Origin of the sequence: Serratia sp. CY76391 (assembly GCF_052166695.1) — a bacterium.
Classification (GTDB): domain Bacteria; phylum Pseudomonadota; class Gammaproteobacteria; order Enterobacterales; family Enterobacteriaceae; genus Serratia; species Serratia nematodiphila.
In genome coordinates, this window is sequence record NZ_JBJNOJ010000006.1 from 425,473 (window position 1) to 446,469 (window position 20,997).

The 20,997-nt window shown below is 61.9% G+C and carries 20 protein-coding genes; 9 read left to right on the top strand and 11 right to left on the bottom strand.

What is annotated here, in order from left to right:
• The first annotated feature begins 18 nt into the window (after positions 1–18).
• Complete coding sequence (gene secA / locus ACJ8PN_RS12820; protein WP_004932741.1) at positions 19–2,727, top strand: preprotein translocase subunit SecA; 2,709 nt, start codon at positions 19–21, stop codon at positions 2,725–2,727.
• Between the two features lie 80 nt (positions 2,728–2,807).
• Complete coding sequence (mutT, locus tag ACJ8PN_RS12825; RefSeq protein ID WP_171453322.1) at positions 2,808–3,212, top strand: 8-oxo-dGTP diphosphatase MutT; 405 nt, start codon at positions 2,808–2,810, stop codon at positions 3,210–3,212.
• A 39-nt stretch (positions 3,213–3,251) separates the two neighbouring features.
• Here the strand turns inward: mutT and yacG are convergent, their stop codons facing one another.
• From yacG to coaE, 3 genes are read right to left on the bottom strand one after another with little or no spacing between them, the layout of a single operon-like run.
• Positions 3,252–3,443 (bottom strand): DNA gyrase inhibitor YacG, encoded by a 192-nt coding sequence (gene yacG / locus ACJ8PN_RS12830; RefSeq protein ID WP_004932737.1) that lies wholly within the window; start codon positions 3,441–3,443, stop codon positions 3,252–3,254.
• Between the two features lie 51 nt (positions 3,444–3,494).
• Positions 3,495–4,247, bottom strand: a complete 753-nt coding sequence (zapD, locus tag ACJ8PN_RS12835) for a cell division protein ZapD (protein WP_004932732.1) — start codon at positions 4,245–4,247, stop codon at positions 3,495–3,497.
• 5 nt (positions 4,248–4,252) lie between these two features.
• On the bottom strand, positions 4,253–4,867 hold the full coding sequence (gene coaE / locus ACJ8PN_RS12840; RefSeq protein ID WP_004932729.1) for a dephospho-CoA kinase: 615 nt from the start codon (positions 4,865–4,867) through the stop codon (positions 4,253–4,255).
• Positions 4,868–5,229: 362 nt separating this feature from the next.
• On the opposite strand from coaE, the gene ACJ8PN_RS12845 reads away from it, so the two are divergent.
• Entirely contained in the window at positions 5,230–6,273 is a 1,044-nt protein-coding gene (locus tag ACJ8PN_RS12845; RefSeq protein WP_015376656.1) for a GMP reductase, read from the top strand.
• A 52-nt stretch (positions 6,274–6,325) separates the two neighbouring features.
• Here the strand turns inward: ACJ8PN_RS12845 and hofC are convergent, their stop codons facing one another.
• The 4 genes from hofC to nadC all read right to left on the bottom strand — a co-directional run bounded on the left by hofC (position 6,326) and on the right by nadC (position 10,487).
• Positions 6,326–7,525, bottom strand: a complete 1,200-nt coding sequence (hofC, locus tag ACJ8PN_RS12850) for a protein transport protein HofC (protein WP_351107344.1) — start codon at positions 7,523–7,525, stop codon at positions 6,326–6,328.
• Complete coding sequence (gene gspE, locus ACJ8PN_RS12855) at positions 7,522–8,964, bottom strand: type II secretion system protein GspE (protein WP_351107341.1); 1,443 nt, start codon at positions 8,962–8,964, stop codon at positions 7,522–7,524. Before gspE ends, hofC begins: the two co-directional genes overlap by 4 nt.
• Before the next feature lie 5 nt (positions 8,965–8,969).
• Positions 8,970–9,407 carry a prepilin peptidase-dependent pilin gene (gene ppdD / locus ACJ8PN_RS12860; protein ID WP_171453325.1) on the bottom strand — a complete coding sequence of 146 codons (438 nt, stop codon included), beginning with the start codon at positions 9,405–9,407 and terminating at the stop codon, positions 8,970–8,972.
• A 189-nt stretch (positions 9,408–9,596) separates the two neighbouring features.
• Positions 9,597–10,487, bottom strand: a complete 891-nt coding sequence (gene nadC / locus ACJ8PN_RS12865; protein ID WP_004932717.1) for a carboxylating nicotinate-nucleotide diphosphorylase — start codon at positions 10,485–10,487, stop codon at positions 9,597–9,599.
• A gap of 84 nt (positions 10,488–10,571) precedes the next feature.
• On the opposite strand from nadC, the gene ampD reads away from it, so the two are divergent.
• On the top strand, positions 10,572–11,168 hold the full coding sequence (gene ampD / locus ACJ8PN_RS12870) for a 1,6-anhydro-N-acetylmuramyl-L-alanine amidase AmpD (RefSeq protein ID WP_351107338.1): 597 nt from the start codon (positions 10,572–10,574) through the stop codon (positions 11,166–11,168).
• On the top strand, positions 11,168–12,022 hold the full coding sequence (ampE, locus tag ACJ8PN_RS12875) for a beta-lactamase regulator AmpE (RefSeq protein ID WP_171453328.1): 855 nt from the start codon (positions 11,168–11,170) through the stop codon (positions 12,020–12,022). The genes ampD and ampE overlap by 1 nt, the downstream gene beginning before the upstream one ends.
• Before the next feature lie 61 nt (positions 12,023–12,083).
• Here the strand turns inward: ampE and hemL are convergent, their stop codons facing one another.
• Positions 12,084–13,373: a glutamate-1-semialdehyde 2,1-aminomutase gene (hemL, locus tag ACJ8PN_RS12880; protein WP_442534990.1), complete on the bottom strand. Its 1,290-nt coding sequence runs from the start codon at positions 13,371–13,373 to the stop codon at positions 12,084–12,086.
• A 174-nt stretch (positions 13,374–13,547) separates the two neighbouring features.
• Here hemL and clcA point away from each other — a divergent pair, with 174 nt between their 5' ends.
• Both clcA and erpA read left to right on the top strand, forming a co-directional pair.
• Positions 13,548–14,987 carry a H(+)/Cl(-) exchange transporter ClcA gene (gene clcA / locus ACJ8PN_RS12885; protein ID WP_442534991.1) on the top strand — a complete coding sequence of 480 codons (1,440 nt, stop codon included), beginning with the start codon at positions 13,548–13,550 and terminating at the stop codon, positions 14,985–14,987.
• Between the two features lie 89 nt (positions 14,988–15,076).
• Complete coding sequence (gene erpA, locus ACJ8PN_RS12890; protein WP_004932708.1) at positions 15,077–15,421, top strand: iron-sulfur cluster insertion protein ErpA; 345 nt, start codon at positions 15,077–15,079, stop codon at positions 15,419–15,421.
• Positions 15,422–15,547: 126 nt separating this feature from the next.
• On the opposite strand, the gene ACJ8PN_RS12895 is transcribed toward erpA, so the two are convergent.
• From ACJ8PN_RS12895 to mtnN, 3 genes are read right to left on the bottom strand one after another with little or no spacing between them, the layout of a single operon-like run.
• Entirely contained in the window at positions 15,548–16,162 is a 615-nt protein-coding gene (locus tag ACJ8PN_RS12895) for a TRIC cation channel family protein (RefSeq protein ID WP_351107332.1), read from the bottom strand.
• Positions 16,162–16,947, bottom strand: a complete 786-nt coding sequence (btuF, locus tag ACJ8PN_RS12900; protein WP_442535001.1) for a vitamin B12 ABC transporter substrate-binding protein BtuF — start codon at positions 16,945–16,947, stop codon at positions 16,162–16,164. The genes ACJ8PN_RS12895 and btuF overlap by 1 nt, the downstream gene beginning before the upstream one ends.
• 22 nt (positions 16,948–16,969) lie before the next feature.
• On the bottom strand, positions 16,970–17,671 hold the full coding sequence (mtnN, locus tag ACJ8PN_RS12905) for a 5'-methylthioadenosine/S-adenosylhomocysteine nucleosidase (RefSeq protein ID WP_004932702.1): 702 nt from the start codon (positions 17,669–17,671) through the stop codon (positions 16,970–16,972).
• Positions 17,672–17,800: 129 nt separating this feature from the next.
• Between mtnN and dgt the strand changes: the two genes are divergently transcribed.
• Together dgt and degP are read left to right on the top strand one after the other, a co-directional pair.
• Complete coding sequence (dgt, locus tag ACJ8PN_RS12910; protein WP_044029676.1) at positions 17,801–19,318, top strand: dGTPase; 1,518 nt, start codon at positions 17,801–17,803, stop codon at positions 19,316–19,318.
• 181 nt (positions 19,319–19,499) lie between these two features.
• Positions 19,500–20,939 (top strand): serine endoprotease DegP, encoded by a 1,440-nt coding sequence (gene degP, locus ACJ8PN_RS12915; protein WP_171453332.1) that lies wholly within the window; start codon positions 19,500–19,502, stop codon positions 20,937–20,939.
• The last annotated feature ends 58 nt before the right edge of the window (positions 20,940–20,997 follow it).

Below are 20,997 nucleotides of genomic sequence, written 5' to 3' on the forward strand. Positions count from 1 at the left end.
ACAGAGATATCAAACATCATGTTAGTGAAATTATTAACCAAAGTTTTTGGCAGCCGTAATGATCGTACCCTGCGCCGCATGCGCAAAGTGGTTGAGCAGATCAACCGCATGGAACCGGACATGGAAAAACTGTCCGATGACGAGCTGAAAGCGAAAACCAACGAGTTCCGCGCACGCCTGGAAAAAGGCGAGTCGCTGGAAAGCCTGATCCCGGAAGCCTTCGCCGTGGTGCGCGAGGCGAGCAAGCGCGTGTTCGGCATGCGTCACTTCGACGTGCAGCTGCTGGGCGGCATGGTGCTGAACGACCGCTGCATCGCCGAGATGCGTACCGGTGAAGGTAAAACCCTGACCGCGACGCTGCCGGCCTACCTGAACGCCCTGAGCGGCCGCGGCGTGCACGTCGTGACCGTCAACGACTATCTGGCGCAGCGTGACGCCGAAAACAACCGCCCGCTGTTCGAGTTCCTCGGCCTGAGCATCGGCATCAACCTGCCGGGCATGCCGGCGCCGGCCAAGCGTGAAGCTTACGCCGCCGACATCACCTACGGCACCAACAACGAATACGGCTTCGACTACCTGCGCGACAACATGGCGTTCAGCCCGGAAGAGCGCGTGCAGCGCAAACTGCACTATGCGCTGGTGGATGAGGTGGACTCCATCCTGATCGATGAAGCGCGTACGCCGCTGATCATCTCCGGCCCGGCCGAAGACAGCTCCGAGATGTACATCAAGGTCAACAAGCTGATCCCTAAACTGATCCGCCAGGAAAAAGAAGACTCCGACACCTTCAAGGGTGAAGGGCACTTCTCGGTGGATGAGAAGGCGCGTCAGGTACACCTGACCGAACGCGGCCTGATCCTGATCGAAGAGATGCTGGTAGAGGCTGGCATCATGGATGAAGGCGAATCGCTGTACTCGCCGACCAACATCATGCTGATGCACCACGTTACCGCCGCGCTGCGCGCCCACGTGCTGTTCACCCGCGACGTTGACTACATCGTGAAAGACGGCGAAGTGATCATCGTCGATGAACACACCGGCCGTACCATGCAGGGCCGCCGCTGGTCCGACGGTCTGCACCAGGCGGTGGAAGCCAAAGAAGGCGTGGAGATCCAGAACGAGAACCAGACGCTGGCTTCGATCACCTTCCAGAACTACTTCCGTCTGTACGAGAAGCTGGCCGGGATGACCGGTACCGCCGATACCGAAGCCTTCGAATTCAGCTCGATCTACAAGCTGGACACCATCGTGGTGCCAACCAACCGTCCGATGATCCGTAAGGACATGCCGGATCTGGTGTACATGACCGAGAAAGAGAAGATCGGCGCCATCATCGAGGACATCCGCGAGCGTACCGCCAAAGGCCAACCGGTGCTGGTGGGTACCATCTCAATCGAGAAATCCGAGGTGGTGTCCCGTGAGCTGACCAAAGCGGGCATCGACCACAAGGTGCTGAACGCCAAATTCCACGCCATGGAAGCGGACATCGTCGCTCAGGCCGGCCAGAGCGGTGCGGTAACCATCGCCACCAACATGGCAGGTCGTGGTACCGATATCGTGCTGGGCGGCAGCTGGCAAGCCGAAGTGGCGCTGCTGGAAGCGCCGACCGAAGAGCAGATCGAAGCCATCAAAGCCGCCTGGAAAGAGCGCCACGACGCGGTGTTGGCGGCGGGCGGCCTGCATATCATCGGCACCGAGCGCCATGAATCGCGCCGTATCGATAACCAGCTGCGCGGCCGTTCCGGTCGTCAGGGCGACGCCGGTTCATCCCGCTTCTATCTGTCGATGGAAGATGCCCTGATGCGTATCTTCGCCTCGGATCGCGTGTCCGGCATGATGCGTAAACTGGGCATGAAAGAAGGCGAAGCGATTGAGCACCCGTGGGTGACCAAGGCGATCGCCAATGCCCAGCGTAAGGTAGAAAGCCGCAACTTCGACATCCGTAAGCAGCTGCTGGAGTACGATGACGTCGCCAACGATCAGCGCCGCGCTATCTACAGCCAACGCAACGAATTGCTGGACGTGTCCGACGTGAGCGAAACCATCGCCAGCATCCGCGAGGACGTGTTCAAGAGCACCATCGACAACTACATCACGCCGCAATCGCTGGAAGAAGAGTGGGACATTCAGGGGCTGGAAGAGCGCCTGAAGAACGACTTCGATCTGGAGATGCCGATCGCCCAGTGGCTGGACAAAGAGCCGGAGCTGCACGAAGAGACGCTGCGCGAACGCATTCTGGAGAACGCCAAAGAGCAGTATCAGCGTAAGGAAGAAGTGGTCGGCAGCGAGATGATGCGCAACTTCGAGAAGGGCGTGATGCTGCAGACGCTGGATTCTCTGTGGAAAGAGCATCTGGCGGCGATGGACTACCTGCGCCAGGGTATCCACCTGCGCGGTTACGCGCAGAAGGATCCGAAGCAGGAGTACAAGCGTGAATCCTTCAACATGTTCGCCACCATGCTGGAATCGCTGAAATATGAAGTGATCAGCGTGCTGAGCAAGGTACAGGTGCGGATGCCGGAAGAGGTGGAAGCGCTGGAACAGCAGCGCCGTGAAGAGGCCGAGCGCCTGGCGCAGCAGCAACAGCTGAGCCACCACGACGAGAACGCGCTGGTGACTGAAGATCCGAACGCGCCGGCGACCGCCGAGCGTAAAGTGGGCCGCAACGATCCTTGCCCATGCGGTTCCGGCAAGAAATACAAGCAGTGCCACGGCCGCCTGCAGTAATGCCGGCCGCGGTTAACCGATAACACCCAGGGGTTCAGCTTGCTGAGCCCCTGTTTTTTGGCACCCATCAGGAGGGTGAGATGAAACATCTGAATATCGCCGTGGGCATTATCCGCAATGCTCAACAGGAGATCTTTATTACCCGCCGCGCCGCCGATGCGCACATGGCCGGCTTTTGGGAGTTTCCCGGCGGCAAAATCGAACAGGGTGAAACGCCTGAACAGGCGCTGAGCCGTGAACTGCGTGAAGAGACCGGTATCGAAGCCGAGCGCGCCGAACTGCTGGAGGTGGTGGAGCATCGCTTCAGCGATCGCATCGTGACGCTGAATTTTTATCTGGTGGAGTCCTGGGCGGGTGAGCCGTTCGGCCGTGAGGGGCAACCGATGCGCTGGGTAAAACAGGCGGACCTGCGTGAAGACGAGTTCCCGGAAGCCAACGTCGGCATTATTCAGCTGCTGGTGGCACAGGCGAACGCCGCGCAATAACCAGTTTGGCCTGGCGTCCGCCAGGCCAACAGCGGGCGATCAGCGATCGTCCATTTCGCTCCAGTCTTCGCTTTCCGACAGATCGCTGTTGCTCGGAATGCGCTTCTCTTCATCGGCCCACTCGCCGAGATCGATCAGCTGGCAGCGTTTGCTGCAAAACGGCCGGAATGGGCTGACTTCACCCCAAACCACGCCGGTGCCACAGGTTGGGCATTTTACTACGGTCGTCATAACGGTTCCTTACGCCTTCTGACAGTAATGAGAAGGCTTTCTTTCATAAGTTCAACAACAGGCCAGTTCGAACGTCAGGCGTTCAGGCACCGCGCCATGTTCGCTATCCAGCGGCAGGAAACGAATGGCATAACGCGTCTTATGGCCGGAAATCTGCGGATAAAGCTGCGGCGCCAGATGGAGGCGCAGGCGCAGCAGATCCGCTCCTTCGGCGTTGTCCTGGAAAAAGCCGTTCAGGCTGATTTGATTGCGGAACGGCCCGGATTGGCGGATCAGATCCAACACCATGATCAGCGCCTGGTTCAGCGGATCCAGCGACTGCAGCCAGGCGGCGACGTCGGCATCGCGATCCTGCTGCGGCGCGTGCATCCACATATGCAGGGTCGGCAGATCGAAGCTGCAGCAACCGCCAGGAATGTTCAGCCGCTGACGCACCAGGCCGATCAGCCGATCTTCGCGCAGCGCCTGGCCGAGGCGCGGCGCCGCCATCAGCGCCGATGAGCGCGACTTCAGCTGGCCGCGCAGCTGGTCGATCAGCGCCATATCCACGCCCGGCACATCGGCCCAGGCCAACAGTTTCTGCTGCTGGCGCTCCAGCTCTTTGAGCAGTTCGGTGCGCACTTCGCCGCGTTCCAGCACGTCCAGCAAGTCGGAGACGGTGCGAAAGAAGGTGAGGGCGATGGCGGTTTCACTCAGGGCGCGTTGGCCGTGCAGCTGTTGCAGCAGGAATTCGATGCGCAGCCAGGTGCGCATCTTCTCGTTCAGCGGGTGTTCAAAGAGAACGGTTGGGGAAACATCACTCATGCAGTTTAATCCTGTTGGGGCGCTGTTGCCGCCAGTTCAAGGTAGCGACGATGCAGAGCGGCGACCTGTGGCTCTATCCCCTGAGCGGCGCCGCTGTTGTCAATAATGTCATCCGCCACGGCGAGGCGCTGCTGGCGCGTGGCCTGGGCGGCGAGAATGCTCTGCGCTTGCTCACGGCTTACGCCGTCGCGCGCGATGGTGCGAGCCAGCTGGGTTTCGGCGTCGACGTCGATCACCAGCACCCGATCGGCGCGATCCTGCAGGCGGTTTTCCACCAGCAGCGGCACCACCCACAGCGCGTACGGGCTGGTGGCCTGCGCCAGTTGGCGCTGGGTTTCACGGTGTATCAGCGGGTGCAGCAGCTGGTTCAGCCAGGTTTTGTCATCGGGATGGCTGAAGATACGCTGACGCAGCGCAGCGCGATCCAACGCACCGTCCGGCAGCAACATTTCATTACCAAATCGTTCGGCGATCGCGGCCAAGGCAGGGGTGCCCGGCTCGACGACCTGACGGGCGATCACGTCGGCATCGACAAGGGTTGCGCCGTGGCGCGCAAAGGCGTTCGCGACGGTCGTCTTGCCGCTGCCTATGCCCCCGGTCAACGCAACAATGTAGGCCATGGTGTTAGGTGCATCCGATGTTCATAAAAAAATAATAGTCGAATCATAAAGCGATCGCGCAGAAGTGCAAGTCGGCAGGCGGCGCTTGCGCATCGGCACCGATTGGGTGGCGAGAAAAAACGCAGCGGCACGGCAAAAATGAGCGGGCAATCACACTGCGATTATGCAGGTAAATTTGTCGGATTGTAGCGTAAATAAAGGCGAATTCGCAGTCTTGTTCGGCGATTATTAGCGCGTATTATAACGTCACTGGAACTGGCATTAATCTCGCCGCCGTCTTTTTGCGCCACTGGAAAGCCGTCGGGTAGAGGTTCGAATATCCTCCTTGCGATCCGTCGCCATTAACCAGGAAATCATAAGTCATGCGTATTGAAGAAGATTTGAAGTTGGGCTTTAAAGACGTGTTGATCCGCCCTAAGCGTTCCACGCTGAAAAGCCGCTCCGAGGTTGAACTGGAACGTCAGTTTACCTTCAAGCATTCAGGTTGCAGCTGGTCCGGCGTGCCGATTATCGCCGCCAACATGGACACTGTGGGCACCTTCCGCATGGCCGAGGCCCTGGCTTCTTTCGACGTTCTCACCGCCGTACACAAACACTACAGCGTCGAGCAATGGGCTGACTTCGTGCAGCGCATGCCGGAATCGGTGCTGCGCCATGTGATGGTCTCCACCGGCACCTCCGAAGCCGACTTCGCCAAAATGCAGCAGATCCTGGCTCTGTCTCCGGCGCTGAAATTCATCTGTATCGACGTGGCCAACGGCTACTCCGAACACTTCGTCGCCTTCCTGCAGAAAGCGCGCGAAGCCTGCCCGAATCACGTCATCTGCGCAGGTAACGTGGTAACCGGCGAGATGGTGGAAGAGTTGATCCTCTCCGGCGCCGACATCGTTAAAGTCGGCATCGGCCCGGGGTCGGTATGCACCACCCGCGTGAAGACCGGTGTGGGCTACCCGCAGCTGTCGGCGGTGATCGAATGCGCCGATGCGGCCCATGGGCTGGGCGGCCAAATCGTTAGCGACGGCGGTTGCTCGGTGCCGGGCGATGTCGCCAAAGCTTTCGGCGGCGGCGCGGACTTCGTGATGCTGGGCGGCATGCTGGCCGGCCACGACGAGTGCGAAGGCACCGTGGTGGAAGAGAACGGCGAGAAGTTCATGCTGTTCTACGGCATGAGCTCTGAATCGGCGATGAAGCGCCACGTCGGCGGCGTAGCAGAGTATCGCGCGGCCGAAGGCAAAACCGTCAAGCTGCCGCTGCGCGGCGAGGTGGAGTTTACCGTGCGCGATATCCTCGGCGGCTTGCGTTCCGCCTGCACCTACGTCGGCGCCGAGCGTCTGAAAGAGCTGACCAAGCGCACCACCTTTATCCGCGTGGCGGAGCAGGAAAACCGCGTCTTCGGCAGCAAATAAGCCGCAGCTTGCATTCGGGTGCCGCGCACCGCGGCGCCCGCTATCCTCTTCTTTATCCCAGCACGCTGCCCAGTTGAAAGATAGGCAGATACATGGCGATCACCAAAGCGCCGACAATCCCGCCCACCACCAGCATCAACAGCGGCTCCAGCGTTTGCGCCAGCGTATCGGCCAGCTCGAGCGTCTGCCGTTCATACCACTGCGCCAACTTATCCAGCAAGGCGTCCAGCGAACCGGACTCCTCACCCACCCGCACCAGCTGCCGGCACAGTGGCGGAAACAGCGGTTGCAAACCCAGGGCCTGATGAAACGCTTCGCCTTCGGCGATCTGCCGTTGCACCTGCTCCAGCGCCTGCCGGTACAGCGGATGATCCGCCGCCAGCGCCGCCGCGTTCAAGCCTTCTACCAGCGTCAGCCCCGCGCGTTGGGTCATGGTCAGGATACGAAATGTTTGGCTCAGCGCGCCGCCACTCACCAGCCGGGCAATCAGCGGCAGGCGCAGCAAGGCGGCCTGTTCGCGTTGGCGCCACGGAGGGCGCGGATGCAGCCAGCGGCAGTAGCCGAACAGCAACGCGCCGAGCAGCGGCGCCAAATAGGGGCCAACGGCGATCAGCAGCGCGGACAACCCCAATAATCCTTGGGTAAACCAGGGCAGCTGCGCATCGAACGACTGATAAACTTTGGCAAATTCCGGCAGCACCATCACCAGCATCAGCACGCTGACCAGCAGCGCCACCGCGCAGATGAAGAGGGGATACCGCAGCGCTTTGGTCACCTTGCGGCGCAGCAGCAACTGGGCCTCCTGTTGTTGTGCCAGCTGCAGGCAGCAGCGATCGAGGTTGCCGGTCAGTTCGCCGATGGCGATCAGCTGGCGATAGATCAGTGGAAAAACGCTTGGTTGTGCGGCAAGGCTTTCGGAGAGCGGCTGCCCTTCGCGCACGTGGTCGGCCAGCTGGCGCAGCAGGCAGCGCCAGGCTGCCGAAGGATGCTCTGCTGCCAGCAACTGCAGCGTATTGACCAGCGGCAGCCCGGCCTGCAACAGGGTGGCGAGCTGGCGGGTGAAGTGGATTAACGGTTCTCCGCGCCATTGGCCGGGCGTGACGCGTTTGCCGTGCCCGATCCGCCAAGGTTGCAGGCCTTGTTCGATCAGCATCCGGCTCACCTGCCGTTTTTCATCGCTCATCAGTTCGCCGCGGCGTAAGGTGCCCTGAGCGTCGAAAGCCTGCCACAGAAATAACCGGCGCGCTTTCATGGCGTGGTTACGCCGAGTTGGACGACGTCGATCACGCGGTACAGTTCTTCCAGCGAGGTCGTGCCTTCGGCGGCCAGCGCCAGACCCGCCTGCAGCAGCGAAAGCTGCCCCTGTTCGCGGGCGATATCCGCCAGCAGACTGGGAGCGGCGTTCGCCAGCAATGCCGCCTGAATTTCCGGCGTAATGGCCAACAGTTCATACACGCCGATGCGCCCATAATAGCCGCCGAAGCAGTGCTCGCAGCCGTCGGCGCGCCAGGCGATCAGCGGTTCCGGCCAGAGCGCGGTGGGAAAATGCGCCGGCTGGCTTTGCGGGTAGCGGCAGTGGCGACACAGCCTGCGCACCAGCCGCTGGGCGACGACCAGCTTCAGGCAGCCGGCGAGCAGGTAGCCGGGGATACCCATGTGCATCAGCCGCGTCAGGGTTTCAGCCGTGGAGTTGGTATGCAGCGTCGACAGCACCAGGTGGCCGGTTTGCGCGGCCTTGACCGCGATCTCGGCGGTTTCCGCATCGCGGATCTCGCCGATCATGATGACGTCCGGATCCTGGCGCAGCAGGGCACGCAGCACTCGGGTGAAGTTCAGCTCGGTTTTGGCGTTGATCTGGGTCTGATTGACGCCGAACAGCGGGATCTCGACCGGATCCTCGACGCTGCACAGGTTGCTTTGCGCATCATTCAACTGGCGCAGCCCGCTGTACAGCGTTACCGTCTTGCCACTGCCGGTCGGGCCGGTCACCAGGATCAAACCTTGCGGGCAGGCCAACGCTGCCGCGTAGCGCGCCAGATCCGTCCGGCTCATGCCCAGTTGATCCAGCGGCAGCTCTTGCTGCTCGCCCTGCTGAACGCGCAACACCACCTTTTCGCCGTGCAACGTCGGCAGGGTGGCGATGCGCATGGCATAGCGCGCGCTGTCCAGCGTCAGGCTGAGCTGCCCGTCCTGAGGTTGACGGCGCTCGGCGATATCCAGTTGGCCGAGGATCTTCAGCCGGGCAATGAGGCGCGCAGCCAGCTGCGGCGGCGGTGAGGCAAGGGTTTGCAGCACGCCGTCGATGCGCAGGCGAATGCGAAAATGCTGCCGAAAGGGCTCAAAGTGAATGTCCGAAGCGCGGCGCTGAATGGCCAGGCGCAGCGTCTGGTTGATGAACTGTACCACCGGCGCATCGCCGTCGTCGGGGTAGGCGATGTCGGTCGTGTCCTCTTCGGCCGTCAACGGCGCCGGGAGCGGCTCGTGGTGCTGGTTCAGCGCCATCTCCAGCCTGGCCGCCGGCCATTGTTCCAAATGGATGCGCTTGCCGGTGGCGAAGCGCAGCGCCGCCAGCAGCCCCTGCGGCGCTTCTTCGCTGAGCGCGACCGTCAGGGTGGTCGGGTCTTCGCTCAGCGCCAGCGCCTGATAGCGCCGGCACAGGGCGTGAACCTCTTCGCTGATTTGCGCGTTCATCGCCGTTACTCCGCCGCGTTGTCGAAGCGGAAGACTTCCTGGCACACCTCAACCAGCGTCGCGTTTTCGCTGCTGCACAGCCGGGTCCAGCGGGTCAGCCCATCGGCGTTCGACTTGGGGGTTAATGCCACCGCCAGGCCCTGCAGCGTTTGGCTGCCGGTCAGCGTGATCACGCCTTTGACGACTTTCACCCCGCTGACATAGCGCGACGTGCCGCCGGTGGGAATGCCTTTGCTGCCGGCCTCGCAGCCGGTGGGGGCGCCTTCGTCCAGCACGCACAGCTCGACCGCCAGTTTATACGGCGCCATGGTTTGCAGCATGTCGGTCATTGCCGCTTTCTGGATGTAGCGCTGGTAGGCAGGGATGCCGATGGCGCTGAGGATGGCGATGATGGCGATCACCACCATCAGTTCTATCAGGGTAAAGCCGCGTTGCGTTTCCATGCGTTGTTTCCTCCATTGGGGTGTGGAAGACAACGGTAGCGGCTTGCTCGGGGGCTCGGCGAGGGGCTTTTGCGCGTTTCTCGGCGCGCTTCCATCAGTAATGATGTGGTTTGCAGCGGTGAAAAAAACGGTGAGAGGAGGTTCGCAATTTTACGGTAATGCCCCCGGCAGCGGCCGGGGGCGAGGGGATCATTTGAAGCGCATCGACAGATCGAGCGCGGTCACATGCTTGGTCAGCGCGCCGACCGAAATGTAATCCACGCCGGTTTCGGCGAAGGTGCGCAGCGTCTCGCGGGTGACGTTGCCGGACACTTCCAGCTGGGCGCGGCCCTGGGTTTGGGCGACTGCCTGACGCATCATCTCTACGCTGAAGTTGTCCAGCATGATGATATCGGCGCCGGCATCCAGCGCCTGCTGCAGTTCATCGAGCGACTCGACTTCCACTTCCACCGGCACGTCGGCGTGCAGCCAGAAGGCTTTTTCCACCGCGTTTTTGATCGAGCCGGAGGCGATGATGTGGTTTTCCTTGATCAGGAAGGCATCGGACAGCCCCAGCCGGTGGTTGCTGCCGCCCCCGCACAGCACGGCGTATTTCAGCGCGGTGCGCAGGCCGGGCAAGGTCTTGCGGGTATCGAGCAGGCGAGTCCGGGTGCCTTCCAGCAGGGCCACATAGCGGCTGACCTCGGTCGCCACGCCGGAAAGCGTCTGCACGAAGTTCAGCGCGGTGCGCTCGCCGGTCAGCATCACCCGCGCCGGGCCGCGCAGCCGGCAGAGCGGTTGGTTCGGCGTCAGACGGTCGCCGTCCGCCACCAGCCACTCCACCTGCACCTGATTGCCCAACTGAATAAAGACTTCGTTCAGCCAGCGGCGGCCACAGAACACGCCGGCTTCGCGGGTGATGACGGTGGCTTCGGCCTGTTTGTCTGCCGGTAACAATTGCGCGGTAATATCGCGCCCTGCGTCGACTTCACCCCCCAGGTCTTCGCGCAGCGCCTGGGCGACGGCATAGGGAATATCACTTTCAATTCGTTCAAGAAGCTCGGTGCGGCGACTGTCGGCACTGTAGCGGCGTGTCGGCATGGAAAACTCCGAAATGGACGGTTAGATCGTAGGGGAACATGCTACTCTGTTGCAGGAATAAGTACCACCGCAGAGAGGTGTCTGATGCAGTTGGAAAATGGCTGGATTGTTGGGGTGACGCGAGTGCTCTCGCCGCACTGCGATCGGCGCCCGGATGACGAGCCGCCCTCGCTGCTGGTCATCCACAACATCAGCTTGCCGCCCGGCGAGTTCGGTGGCCCCTATATCGACCAGCTGTTCACCGGCATGCTCGACCCTGCGCAGCACCCTTATTTCGCCGATATCCATCAGCTGCGGGTGTCGGCGCATTGCCTGATTCGCCGCGACGGGGCGATAGTGCAGTATGTGCCCTTCGACCAGCGCGCCTGGCACGCGGGCGTTTCCCTGTATCAGGGGCGCGATCGGTGTAACGATTTCTCCATCGGCATCGAGCTGGAAGGGACTGACCAGTTACCCTACACCGAAGCGCAATATCGCACGCTGCAGGCGGTCACCGTGCTGCTGGCCGAACATTATCCACCGCTGGCGGCCAATATCGCCGGGCATTGCGATATCGCCCCCGGCCGCAAGACCGATCCCGGGCCGGCGTTCGATTGGGATCGCTATCTGGCATCTCTGGAACAACGCGGCGCGCCCGCCGACGCTATGCTTGAGACAAGAAAAAGGGAGAGGAATCGCTAATGACGCTGTTTACGCTGTTGCTGGTTTTGGCCTGGGAGCGCCTGTTCAAGCTGGGAGAACACTGGCAGCTGGATCATCGCCTCGAAGTGGTATTTCAGCGGCTGCATCGGGTTTCGCTGGCACAGACGCTGGCGATGACCGCCGCCTGGATGGTGATCGTCTGGGGCGTTCTGTGGTTGTCGCACGGGCTGTTCTTCGGCGTGGTGACGCTGCTGCTGTGGATCGTCATCGATCTGCTGTGCGTCGGCGCTGGCATTAAGCGCAAACACTACCGCGCCTACCTGAAAGCGGCGCGGCAGGGGGATATCCACGCCAGCGATCAGATGGCGGAAGAGCTGGCGTTGATCCACGGCTTGCCGGTGGACTGCAGCGAAGAGCTGCGCCTGCGCGAGCTGCAAAACGCGCTGCTGTGGATTAACTTCCGTTATTACCTGGCACCGCTGTTCTGGTTTGTGGTCTGTGGGCCGTACGGGCCGATCGCGCTGGCGGGGTATGCCTTCCTGCGCGCCTATCAAACCTGGCTGGCGCGCCACAATACGCCGCTGGAGCGTTCGCAATCGGGCATCGATCACCTGCTGAACTGGCTGGACTGGATCCCGGTGCGTTTGGCTGGAGTGGCCTACGCGCTGTTTGGCCACGGTGAACGCGCGTTGCCTGCCTGGTTCGCCTCGCTGGGGGATCGGCATTCGTCGTCGTATCAGGTGCTGACGCGGCTGGCCCAGTTCTCGCTGGCGCGCGATCCGCATATGGATCCGGTGCAAACGCCGCGGGCGGCGGTGACGCTGGCGCGCAAGGTGACGATGATCATCGTGGTGGTGGTGGCGCTGTTGACCATTTACGGCACGCTGCTTTAAGCCGCTGAGAAAAACAAAACGGGCGCCGAGGCGCCCGTTTTGTTTGGCCATTCGGCCGGGATTACAGCTTGGCGAAGCAGCGACGCGCGGCGTCGATGGTGCGCTGGATGTCTTCCTTGCTGTGCGCCACGGACATGAAGCCCGCTTCGAAGGCGGACGGCGCCAGATACACCCCTTCTTCCAGCATCAGGTGGAAGAAGCGCTTGAAGCGTTCCACGTCGCACTGCATCACGTCCTGGTAGCAGGTGACCGCCGGCGCGTCGGTGAAGAACAGGCCGAACATGCCGCCGACGTTGTTGACCACCAGCGGAATATTCTCCTCCTGCGCCGCGTGCAGCAGGCCAGCGGCCAGCATCTCGGTCAGTTCGGTCAGCGTCTGGTGCACGCCGACCTGTGAGACTTCGGTCAAACAAGCGTAGCCCGCCGCCATGGCGATCGGGTTGCCGGACAGGGTGCCCGCCTGGTAGACCGGGCCGGTCGGCGCCAGCGCGTCCATCACCTCGCGACGGCCGCCGAAGGCGCCCACCGGCATGCCGCCGCCGATGATTTTGCCGAGGCAGGTCAGATCCGGCTCGACGCCGTAATAGGATTGCGCGCCGGCCAGCGCGACGCGGAAGCCGGTCATCACTTCGTCGATGATCAAGAGCGCGCCGTACTTGTCGCACAGGGCGCGCAGGCCCGGCAGGAATTCCGGCAGAGGCGGCACGCAGTTCATGTTGCCGGCGACCGGCTCGACGATGATACAGGCGATTTCGGACGGGTACTGTTCGAAGGCGGCGCGCACCGAATCCAGACCGTTATAGGTGCAGGTCAGAGTGTGCTTGGCGAAGTCGGCCGGCACGCCCGGTGAATTCGGCTGGCCGAGGGTCAGCGCGCCGGAGCCGGCTTTCACCAGCAGGCAGTCGGCGTGGCCGTGATAGCAGCCTTCGAACTTGATGATTTTATCGCGGTTGGTGTAGCCGCGCGCCAGGCGGATGGCGCTCATGGTGGCTTCGGTGCCCGAGTTCACCATGCGCACCATATCCATCGTCGGCACCAGCTCAGTGACCAGCTGCGCCATTTTGACTTCCATCTCGGTCGGCGCGCCAAAGCTCAGGCCGCGCTGCGCCGCTTCGATTACCGCGTCGCGGATCGCCGGGTGGTTATGCCCCAGCACCATCGGCCCCCAGGAACCGACATAGTCGATATAGGCCTTGCCGTCGGCATCGAACAGGTAAGCCCCGTCTGCCCGCTCGATAAACAGCGGCACACCGCCCACGCCGGTGAATGCACGCACCGGAGAGTTTACCCCGCCGGGGATCAACTGTTGCGCCTGGGCGTACAGACTTTCGGACTTGCTGTGTAGGCTCATAAATCGGCTCCTGGATTCTCTTTTGAATGATTTGACCGCGCTATTCTAGAGGAGAGCGCCGCGTTATGAAACGATCACAGTCAGATACCATTAACGGCAGCGCCCGCCGCCAGGTTGGGGTAGAATTATCGCCCTGCCTATTTGTATTACAAATTACCTGACGAATCACTCGCGATGACAGAATCACAATCACAGCCCGTAGGGACGTTGAGCCCGCGTCTGCGCCGCAGCGATGCGGTGCGTCAGTTTATTCGCCGCGATAAAACCCCGGTGGCGATCCTGGTGATGGCCGCGCTGGTGGGGGCGCTGGCCGGCTTGCTCGGCGTGGCCTTCGATAAAGCGGTGGAGTGGGTGCAGCAGCAGCGGCTGGCTTCGCTGGCGCAGGTCGCCGACTCCTGGCTTCTGGTGTGGCCCCTGGCGTTTATCCTGTCCGCCGCGCTGGCGGCGCTGGGCTATTACCTGGTGCGGCGCTTTGCGCCTGAGGCGGGCGGCTCGGGCATTCCGGAAATCGAAGGCGCGCTGGAAGAGCTGCGGCCGGTACGCTGGTGGCGCGTGATCCCGGTGAAATTCATCGGTGGCATGGGCACGCTGGGGGCGGGCATGGTGCTGGGGCGCGAAGGGCCCACGGTGCAGATGGGCGGCAACGTCGGGCGTATGGTATTGGACGTGCTGCGCATTCGCGGCGCCGAGGCGCGTCATACGTTGCTGGCGACCGGGGCCGCCGCCGGCTTGTCCGCCGCGTTCAACGCGCCGCTGGCCGGCATCCTGTTCATCATCGAAGAGATGCGGCCGCAGTTCCGCTACAACCTGATCTCGATTAAAGCGGTGTTTATCGGCGTTATCATGTCGAGCGTGGTGTTCCAGCTGTTTAACGGCCAGGGGGCGGTGATCGCGGTCGACAAACTTTCTTCGGCGCCCATCAATACCCTGTGGCTCTATCTGGTGTTGGGGGCAATCTTCGGCGCGGTGGGCGTGGGGTTCAACGCGCTGATCTTCCGTACCCAGGACATGTTCGCGCGCCTGCACGGCGGCAGAATGCGCAATGTCTTGCTGATGGGCGGGCTGCTCGGCGGCGTGTGCGGCATTCTGGGGCTGATCCAGCCGGAGGCAGCGGGCGGCGGCTTTGGGCTGATCCCGATCGCCGCGGCGGGCAACTACAGCGTCGGCATGTTGATGTTTATCTTTATCACCCGCATCTTCACCACGCTGCTGTGTTTCGGTTCCGGCGCGCCGGGCGGCATCTTCGCGCCGATGCTGGCGTTGGGCACGCTGTTCGGCACCGCCTTCGGGCTGGCGGGGGCGCATCTGTTCCCGCAGTACGGCATCGAGGCGGGCACCTTCGCCATCGCCGGCATGGGGGCGCTGTTCGCCGCCACGGTGCGCGCCCCGCTGACCGGCATCATGCTGGTGCTGGAAATGACCGACAACTACCAACTTATTTTACCGATGATCATCACCTGCCTCGGCGCCACGGTGGTGGCGCAGCTGCTCGGCGGCAAGCCGCTGTATTCGTCGATCCTGGCCCGCACGCTGCAAAAGCAGGAGGCGCAGCTGGCGCGGGAGGCGGCGCAGAAAACAAGTAAGGAAAATACAACAAATGCGGTGAATACTTGAACGCAACACTCAGGTATCGGATAATCGTTAATATTAATCAGGCAGCCATAGTCGCGATCTGATGCTGAACAATGTTGGGAGTAAAGAGTATGAGTGATCAAACGGCACTGCCCCTGCAATTTACCGAGGCAGCAGCAAACAAGGTGAAGTTCCTGATTGCTGACGAAGAAAACCCGAACCTGAAGTTGCGGGTTTATATTACCGGCGGCGGCTGCAGCGGATTCCAGTACGGCTTCACTTTTGACGACAAGGTCAACGATGGCGACATGACCATCGAGAAGCAGGGCGTGGCGCTGGTGGTCGATCCGATGAGCCTGCAGTACCTGGTCGGCGGTTCGGTGGACTACACCGAAGGGCTGGAAGGATCGCGCTTTGTGGTGACCAACCCGAATGCCAAAACCACCTGCGGTTGCGGTTCGTCGTTCAGCATCTGAGTTTGCCTGCCAGAATATCAACCCGCTCGCCTTACGGCCGGCGGGTTTTTTTATGCCTACCATTCCACGAGGATCACTGCCGTGCCGTTCTCCTGCGCCGGCCGGTCGCGAGTGATGTGCGGCGGCTCAGCGTTCGAGAATAAAGGCGGGCAGCTTGAGATGCCAACGAATGGCCGCCAGCCGAATGGCCAGGGTGATGAGCATGCCCAGCATCATGGCCTGTTGCAGCGGCATATTGAAGGTGTAAAACGCCGTGGCGTGCACGATGCCGCCGATGATGCAGGCGGTGGCGTAAATTTCGGTGCGCAGGATCATCGGGATCTCGCGCGCCAGCACGTCGCGGATAATGCCGCCGCCGACGCCGGTGATTACCCCCATGCTGATCGCCACCAGCGGGCCGGTGCCGGCCGCGAAGGCCTTGTTGACGCCGATGCCGACGAACACCGCCAGCCCGACGGCGTCCAGCACCGGCAGCACCCACTTCGGCAGGCGGCGCGGCTGGCGCACCAGCAGCAGCGTCAAGACGCAGGTGATCATCGCCACCACCAGATCGGTGGGATCCTTGACCCAGAATACCGGGCCGTTGGCCAGCGCCATGTCGCGGATGGTGCCGCCGCCGACCGCGGTGACCACGCCCAATACCAGCACGCCGAACGGATCCATGCGCAGCTTGCCGGCCAGCAGTACGCCGGAGACGGCGAACACCGCCGTGCCGAGAATATCCAGCCAGAACACCAGCATCAGCGGATCTCCGCCAGCTGGCGGCACAGCTGCTGCGCCGCCAACAGGATGCGCGGCCCGCCGCGATTGAACCAGTCTTCGTTCAGCGCGATCACCGGCACCTGCAGCTGCGGCGCCCAGAAGGCTTTCACATTGGCGGCCTCTTTCGCCCCGCCGGTGATGACGATGGCCTGCGGCTGACGCGCCAGCACCTGCTCGCGGCTGATCTGCGGCCAAGGGGTGCGGCTGTCGGCGAAGACGTTCTGCCCGCCGCACAGCGCCAGCACCTGGCTTTGCAGCGTGGCGCCGGAGCTGGTGAACAGCGGCTGGGTGCCGAACTGCAGCAACACGCGGCGTGGCACGTTAGTGGCGTACTGTTGCTTGAGAGCGGCGAACTGGCGGCGAAGGCCTTCTGCGGCCTGATGCGCCTGGTCCGGGTGCGGGCTGTAGCGCGCCAGCTTGTCCAGCAAGCCGGCGATCCCTTCGAGATTGTTGGCGTCCGCATAGAAGATTGGGATGCCGAACGCGACGAGCTGATCCAAGGCGCGTTGCGGATTGCCGCCGCGCCAGGCGAGGATCAGATCCGGCTTGAGCGCCAGAACCCGCTCCAGATTGATGCCCTGCCAGGAGGCCACCTGCTCCAGCCTGGCGGCCTGCGGCGGGTAATCGGAATAGGCGCTCGCCGCCACCAGCACATCGCCCATGCCGGCGGCATAGGCGAGTTCGGTGGCGTTGGGCGCCAGGCTGATCACCCGCTGAGCGGCGCCGGCCGGCAGGGCCAGCCAGAGCGCCAACAGGCAGAACATCGAGGTGAAGCGCAGTCTCACATCAACCGCGCTTGGCCAGGGTTTGCAGCATGGCGTTGACCATCAGCGTGGACTGCTTGGCCGCTACCACCAGGAACTCGTCAAAGCTCATGTGCGATTCGCTGTCGGCGACGTCGGAAATGGCGCGCACCACCACGAACGGCGTGCCGAACAGATGGCAGACGTGAGCGATCGCCGCGGCTTCCATTTCCACGGCGGCGACGCGCGGGAAGGTGGCGCGGATGCGCGCCAGCGGTTCGGCGCCGTTGATGAAGGCGTCACCGCTGCAGATCAGGCCGCGCACCGCGTGCAGATCCAGCTGTTTGATGCAGCTTTCCGCCAGCGCGATCAGCGCATCATCGGCGACGAACGCCGCCGGGCAGCCGGCCATCTGGCCCGGCTCGTAGCCGAAGGCGGTGACGTCGGCGTCGTGGTAGCGCACTTCTTCCGACACCACGATATCGCCCACGCGCAGCGTGCTGGCCAGGCCGCCGGCGGAGCCGGTATTGATCACCACGTCGGGGCTGCAGTGCTCCAGCAACAGGGTGGTGCCCATGGCCGCAGAGACTTTGCCGATGCCGGATTTCAGCAGGGCCACGTCAACGCCGCCGATCTGGCCGGTGTAGATTTCGCAGCCCGCGCGCTGGATGGTTTGACGGTTTTCGATTTGATCGCGCAGCAGGGTGACTTCCTGCTCCATTGCGCCGATGATGCCTACTTTCATAAATAACACTCGCTGATTGGCCGTGAGAATTGCGGCATAGTCTATCATGGCTGTGTAAGAGAGATAATGCGTTGCATCCGCTGCCGGGAATTGTTATCACGGGGGCAGGGCGCAACGGCGGAGAAACAGATGTCCGGGATCGACTTCAAGCAAAAAATCAGCTTCCAACGGCCTTTCAGCAAACCGATCGAGGCCGAGGAAGAGTACGACATCGTGCGGCAGTTCGAGAGCGATCGCGGGCGCATCGTCAACTCGGCGGCCATTCGCCGTCTGCAGCAAAAAACTCAGGTATTTCCGCTGGAGCGCAACGCGGCGGTGCGCAGCCGCCTGACGCACTCGATGGAGGTGCAGCAGGTCGGGCGCCATATCGCCAAAGAGATCCTCAACCGCTTCAAACAGGCGGGGAAGATCGACGAACTCGGCCTGACCCGGCTGCTCGATCCGTTTGAAAGCATCGTGGAAATGGCCTGCCTGATGCACGACATCGGCAATCCGCCGTTCGGTCACTTCGGCGAATCGGCGATCAATGACTGGTTCGCCCAGCGGCTCGATCCCGCCAGCTGCGGCAGCGAGCCGGGCAGCCACGATCGCTGCCAGGTGGCGACGCTGCGCCTGCATGAAGGGGAGAGCGATCTGAACCGGCTGCGTAGCCGGATCCGTCAGGATCTCAGCCACTTCGAGGGCAACGCCCAGGCGATCCGCATGGTGTACAGCCTGTTGAAACTCAACCTGACCTACGCGCAGGTCGGCTGCATTTTGAAATACACCCGCCCGGCCTACTGGGCGAGCGACATCCCCGCCAGCCACAGTTACCTGATGAAAAAGCCCGGCTACTATCTGGCGGAAGAAGCCTTCGTCGATCGGCTGCGGCGTGAGCTGCATATGGGCGAGTTCGATCGTTTCCCGCTGACCTACATTATGGAGGCCGCCGATGATATCTCTTACTGCGTGGCCGATCTGGAAGACGCGGTGGAGAAGAGCATTTTCACCGTCGAGCAGCTGTATCAGCACCTGATTCAGGAGTGGGGCGAGGTGGCGCCGGGCGATCTGTTCGACAAGACCGTCGCCAGCGCGTTTCGCAAGATCGATCGCGGCGGCGCGCGGCGCAGCGCGGAAGATCAGTTCTTCATGTATCTGCGGGTGTTTACCGTGGCACGGCTGGTGCCGCACGCGGCGCAGCGCTTTATCGACAATCTGGACGCGGTTTATCAGGGCAGCTTCAATCAGGCGCTGCTGGAGGATTCCAGCCCGGCCTATCGGCTGCTGAAAATATTTAAAAATGTGGCGTTCAAGCATGTGTTCAACCACCCGGAGGTCGAGCAGCTCGAGCTGCAAGGCTACCGGGTGATCAGCGGCCTGCTGGACATTTACAGCCCGCTGTTGGCGATGTCGCTGGCGGACTTCAGCCTGCTGGTGCGTGAAGACAGCCACCGCGCTTACCCGATCGAAACGCGCCTGTTCCACAAGCTGTCCACCAAGCATCGGCTGGCGTATGCGGAGGCGGTAGAAGGGCTGCAGCATTTATCGCCGGAGCAGCAAGCCATTCGGGAATATTATTTCCGCGCGCGTTTATTGCAGGACTATATCAGCGGAATGACCGACCTTTATGCCTATGATGAATATCGTCGATTAATGGCGGCGGAATAATTAAGCTGAGGAATAATTATCAGCAATTCCAACCGGTTGGCTGTCTTGATTTTTGTAAAGACGGACAATATTTGTTTACTATTGCCAATCATCTGTGCCGGAACTTCAGGCTATTAATTAACTCTGAATAAGCACGCAAGACGGCCATTCTTTTTTGAACGACTTTATAAGAGACACACAGATGAAAAAAACCGCATTAGTTCTGAGCGCATTGGCATTCAGCATCGGCATGGCGATGGGCCCGGTGACGGCCAGCGCCGCTGAAACCGCCTCTTCCAGCACCCAGCAGTTGCCGAGCCTGGCGCCGATGCTGGAAAAGGTCATGCCTTCCGTGGTGAGCATTAACGTTGAGGGCAGCACCACGGTCAATACGCCGCGCATGCCGCAGCAGTTCCAACAATTCTTCGGTGAAGATTCGCCGTTCTGCCAGGACGGTTCGCCGTTCCAGGGCTCGCCGATGTGTCAGGGCGGTGAACAGCCTGGGCCGGATGGCCAGCCGCAGGGCACGCAGCAGAAATTCCAGGCGCTGGGCGCCGGGGTGGTCATCGATGCCGCCAAGGGCTATGTGGTGACCAATAACCACGTGGTGGATAACGCCAACAAGATCCAGGTGCAGCTGAGCGACGGCCGCCGTTTCGACGCCAAGGTGATCGGCAAGGATCCGCGTTCCGACATCGCCCTGATCCAGCTGAAAGACTTCAAGAATCTGACGGCGATCAAGATGGCGGATTCCGATCAGCTGCGCGTCGGCGATTACACCGTAGCGATCGGCAACCCCTACGGGCTGGGCGAAACCGCCACCTCGGGCATCGTTTCCGCCCTGGGGCGCAGCGGCCTGAATATCGAAAACTACGAAAACTTTATCCAGACCGATGCGGCGATCAACCGCGGCAACTCCGGCGGCGCGCTGGTTAACCTGAACGGCGAGCTGATCGGCATCAACACGGCGATCCTGGCGCCGGACGGCGGCAACATCGGTATCGGCTTCGCCATTCCGAGCAACATGGTGAAAAACCTGACGGCGCAAATGGTCGAGTATGGCCAGGTGAAACGCGGCGAGCTCGGCATCATGGGCACCGAGCTTAACTCTGAGCTGGCCAAGGCGATGAAGGTCGACGCGCAGCGCGGCGCTTTCGTCAGCCAGGTAATGCCGAAATCTTCCGCCGCGAAGGCGGGCATCAAGGCCGGCGACGTGATCGTCACCATGAACGGCAAGGCCATCTCCAGCTTCGCCTCGTTCCGGGCGGAGATCGGCACGCTGCCGGTCGGCAGCAAAATGTCGCTGGGCATTATCCGCGACGGCAAACCGGTGACCATTGACGTCACGCTGGAGCAAAGCGCGCAGACCCAGGTGGCCTCGGGCAATATCTACACTGGCATCGAAGGCGCCGAGCTGAGCAATGCCCAGGTCGGCAACGTGAAAGGCGTCAAGGTCGACAGCGTGAAAGCCGGCAGCGCCGCGGCGCGCATCGGCCTGAAAAAGGGCGATGTGATCCTGGGCGTGAACCAACAGCCGATCCAGAACCTGGGCGAGCTGCGTAAAATCCTCGACAGCAAGCCGTCGGTGCTGGCGTTGAATATCCAGCGCGGCGAGAGCCAGCTGTACCTGCTGGCGCAGTGATAAACGTCAGGCGCTAAAAGCAACAAAGGCACGCTATGGCGTGCCTTTTTGCATTATG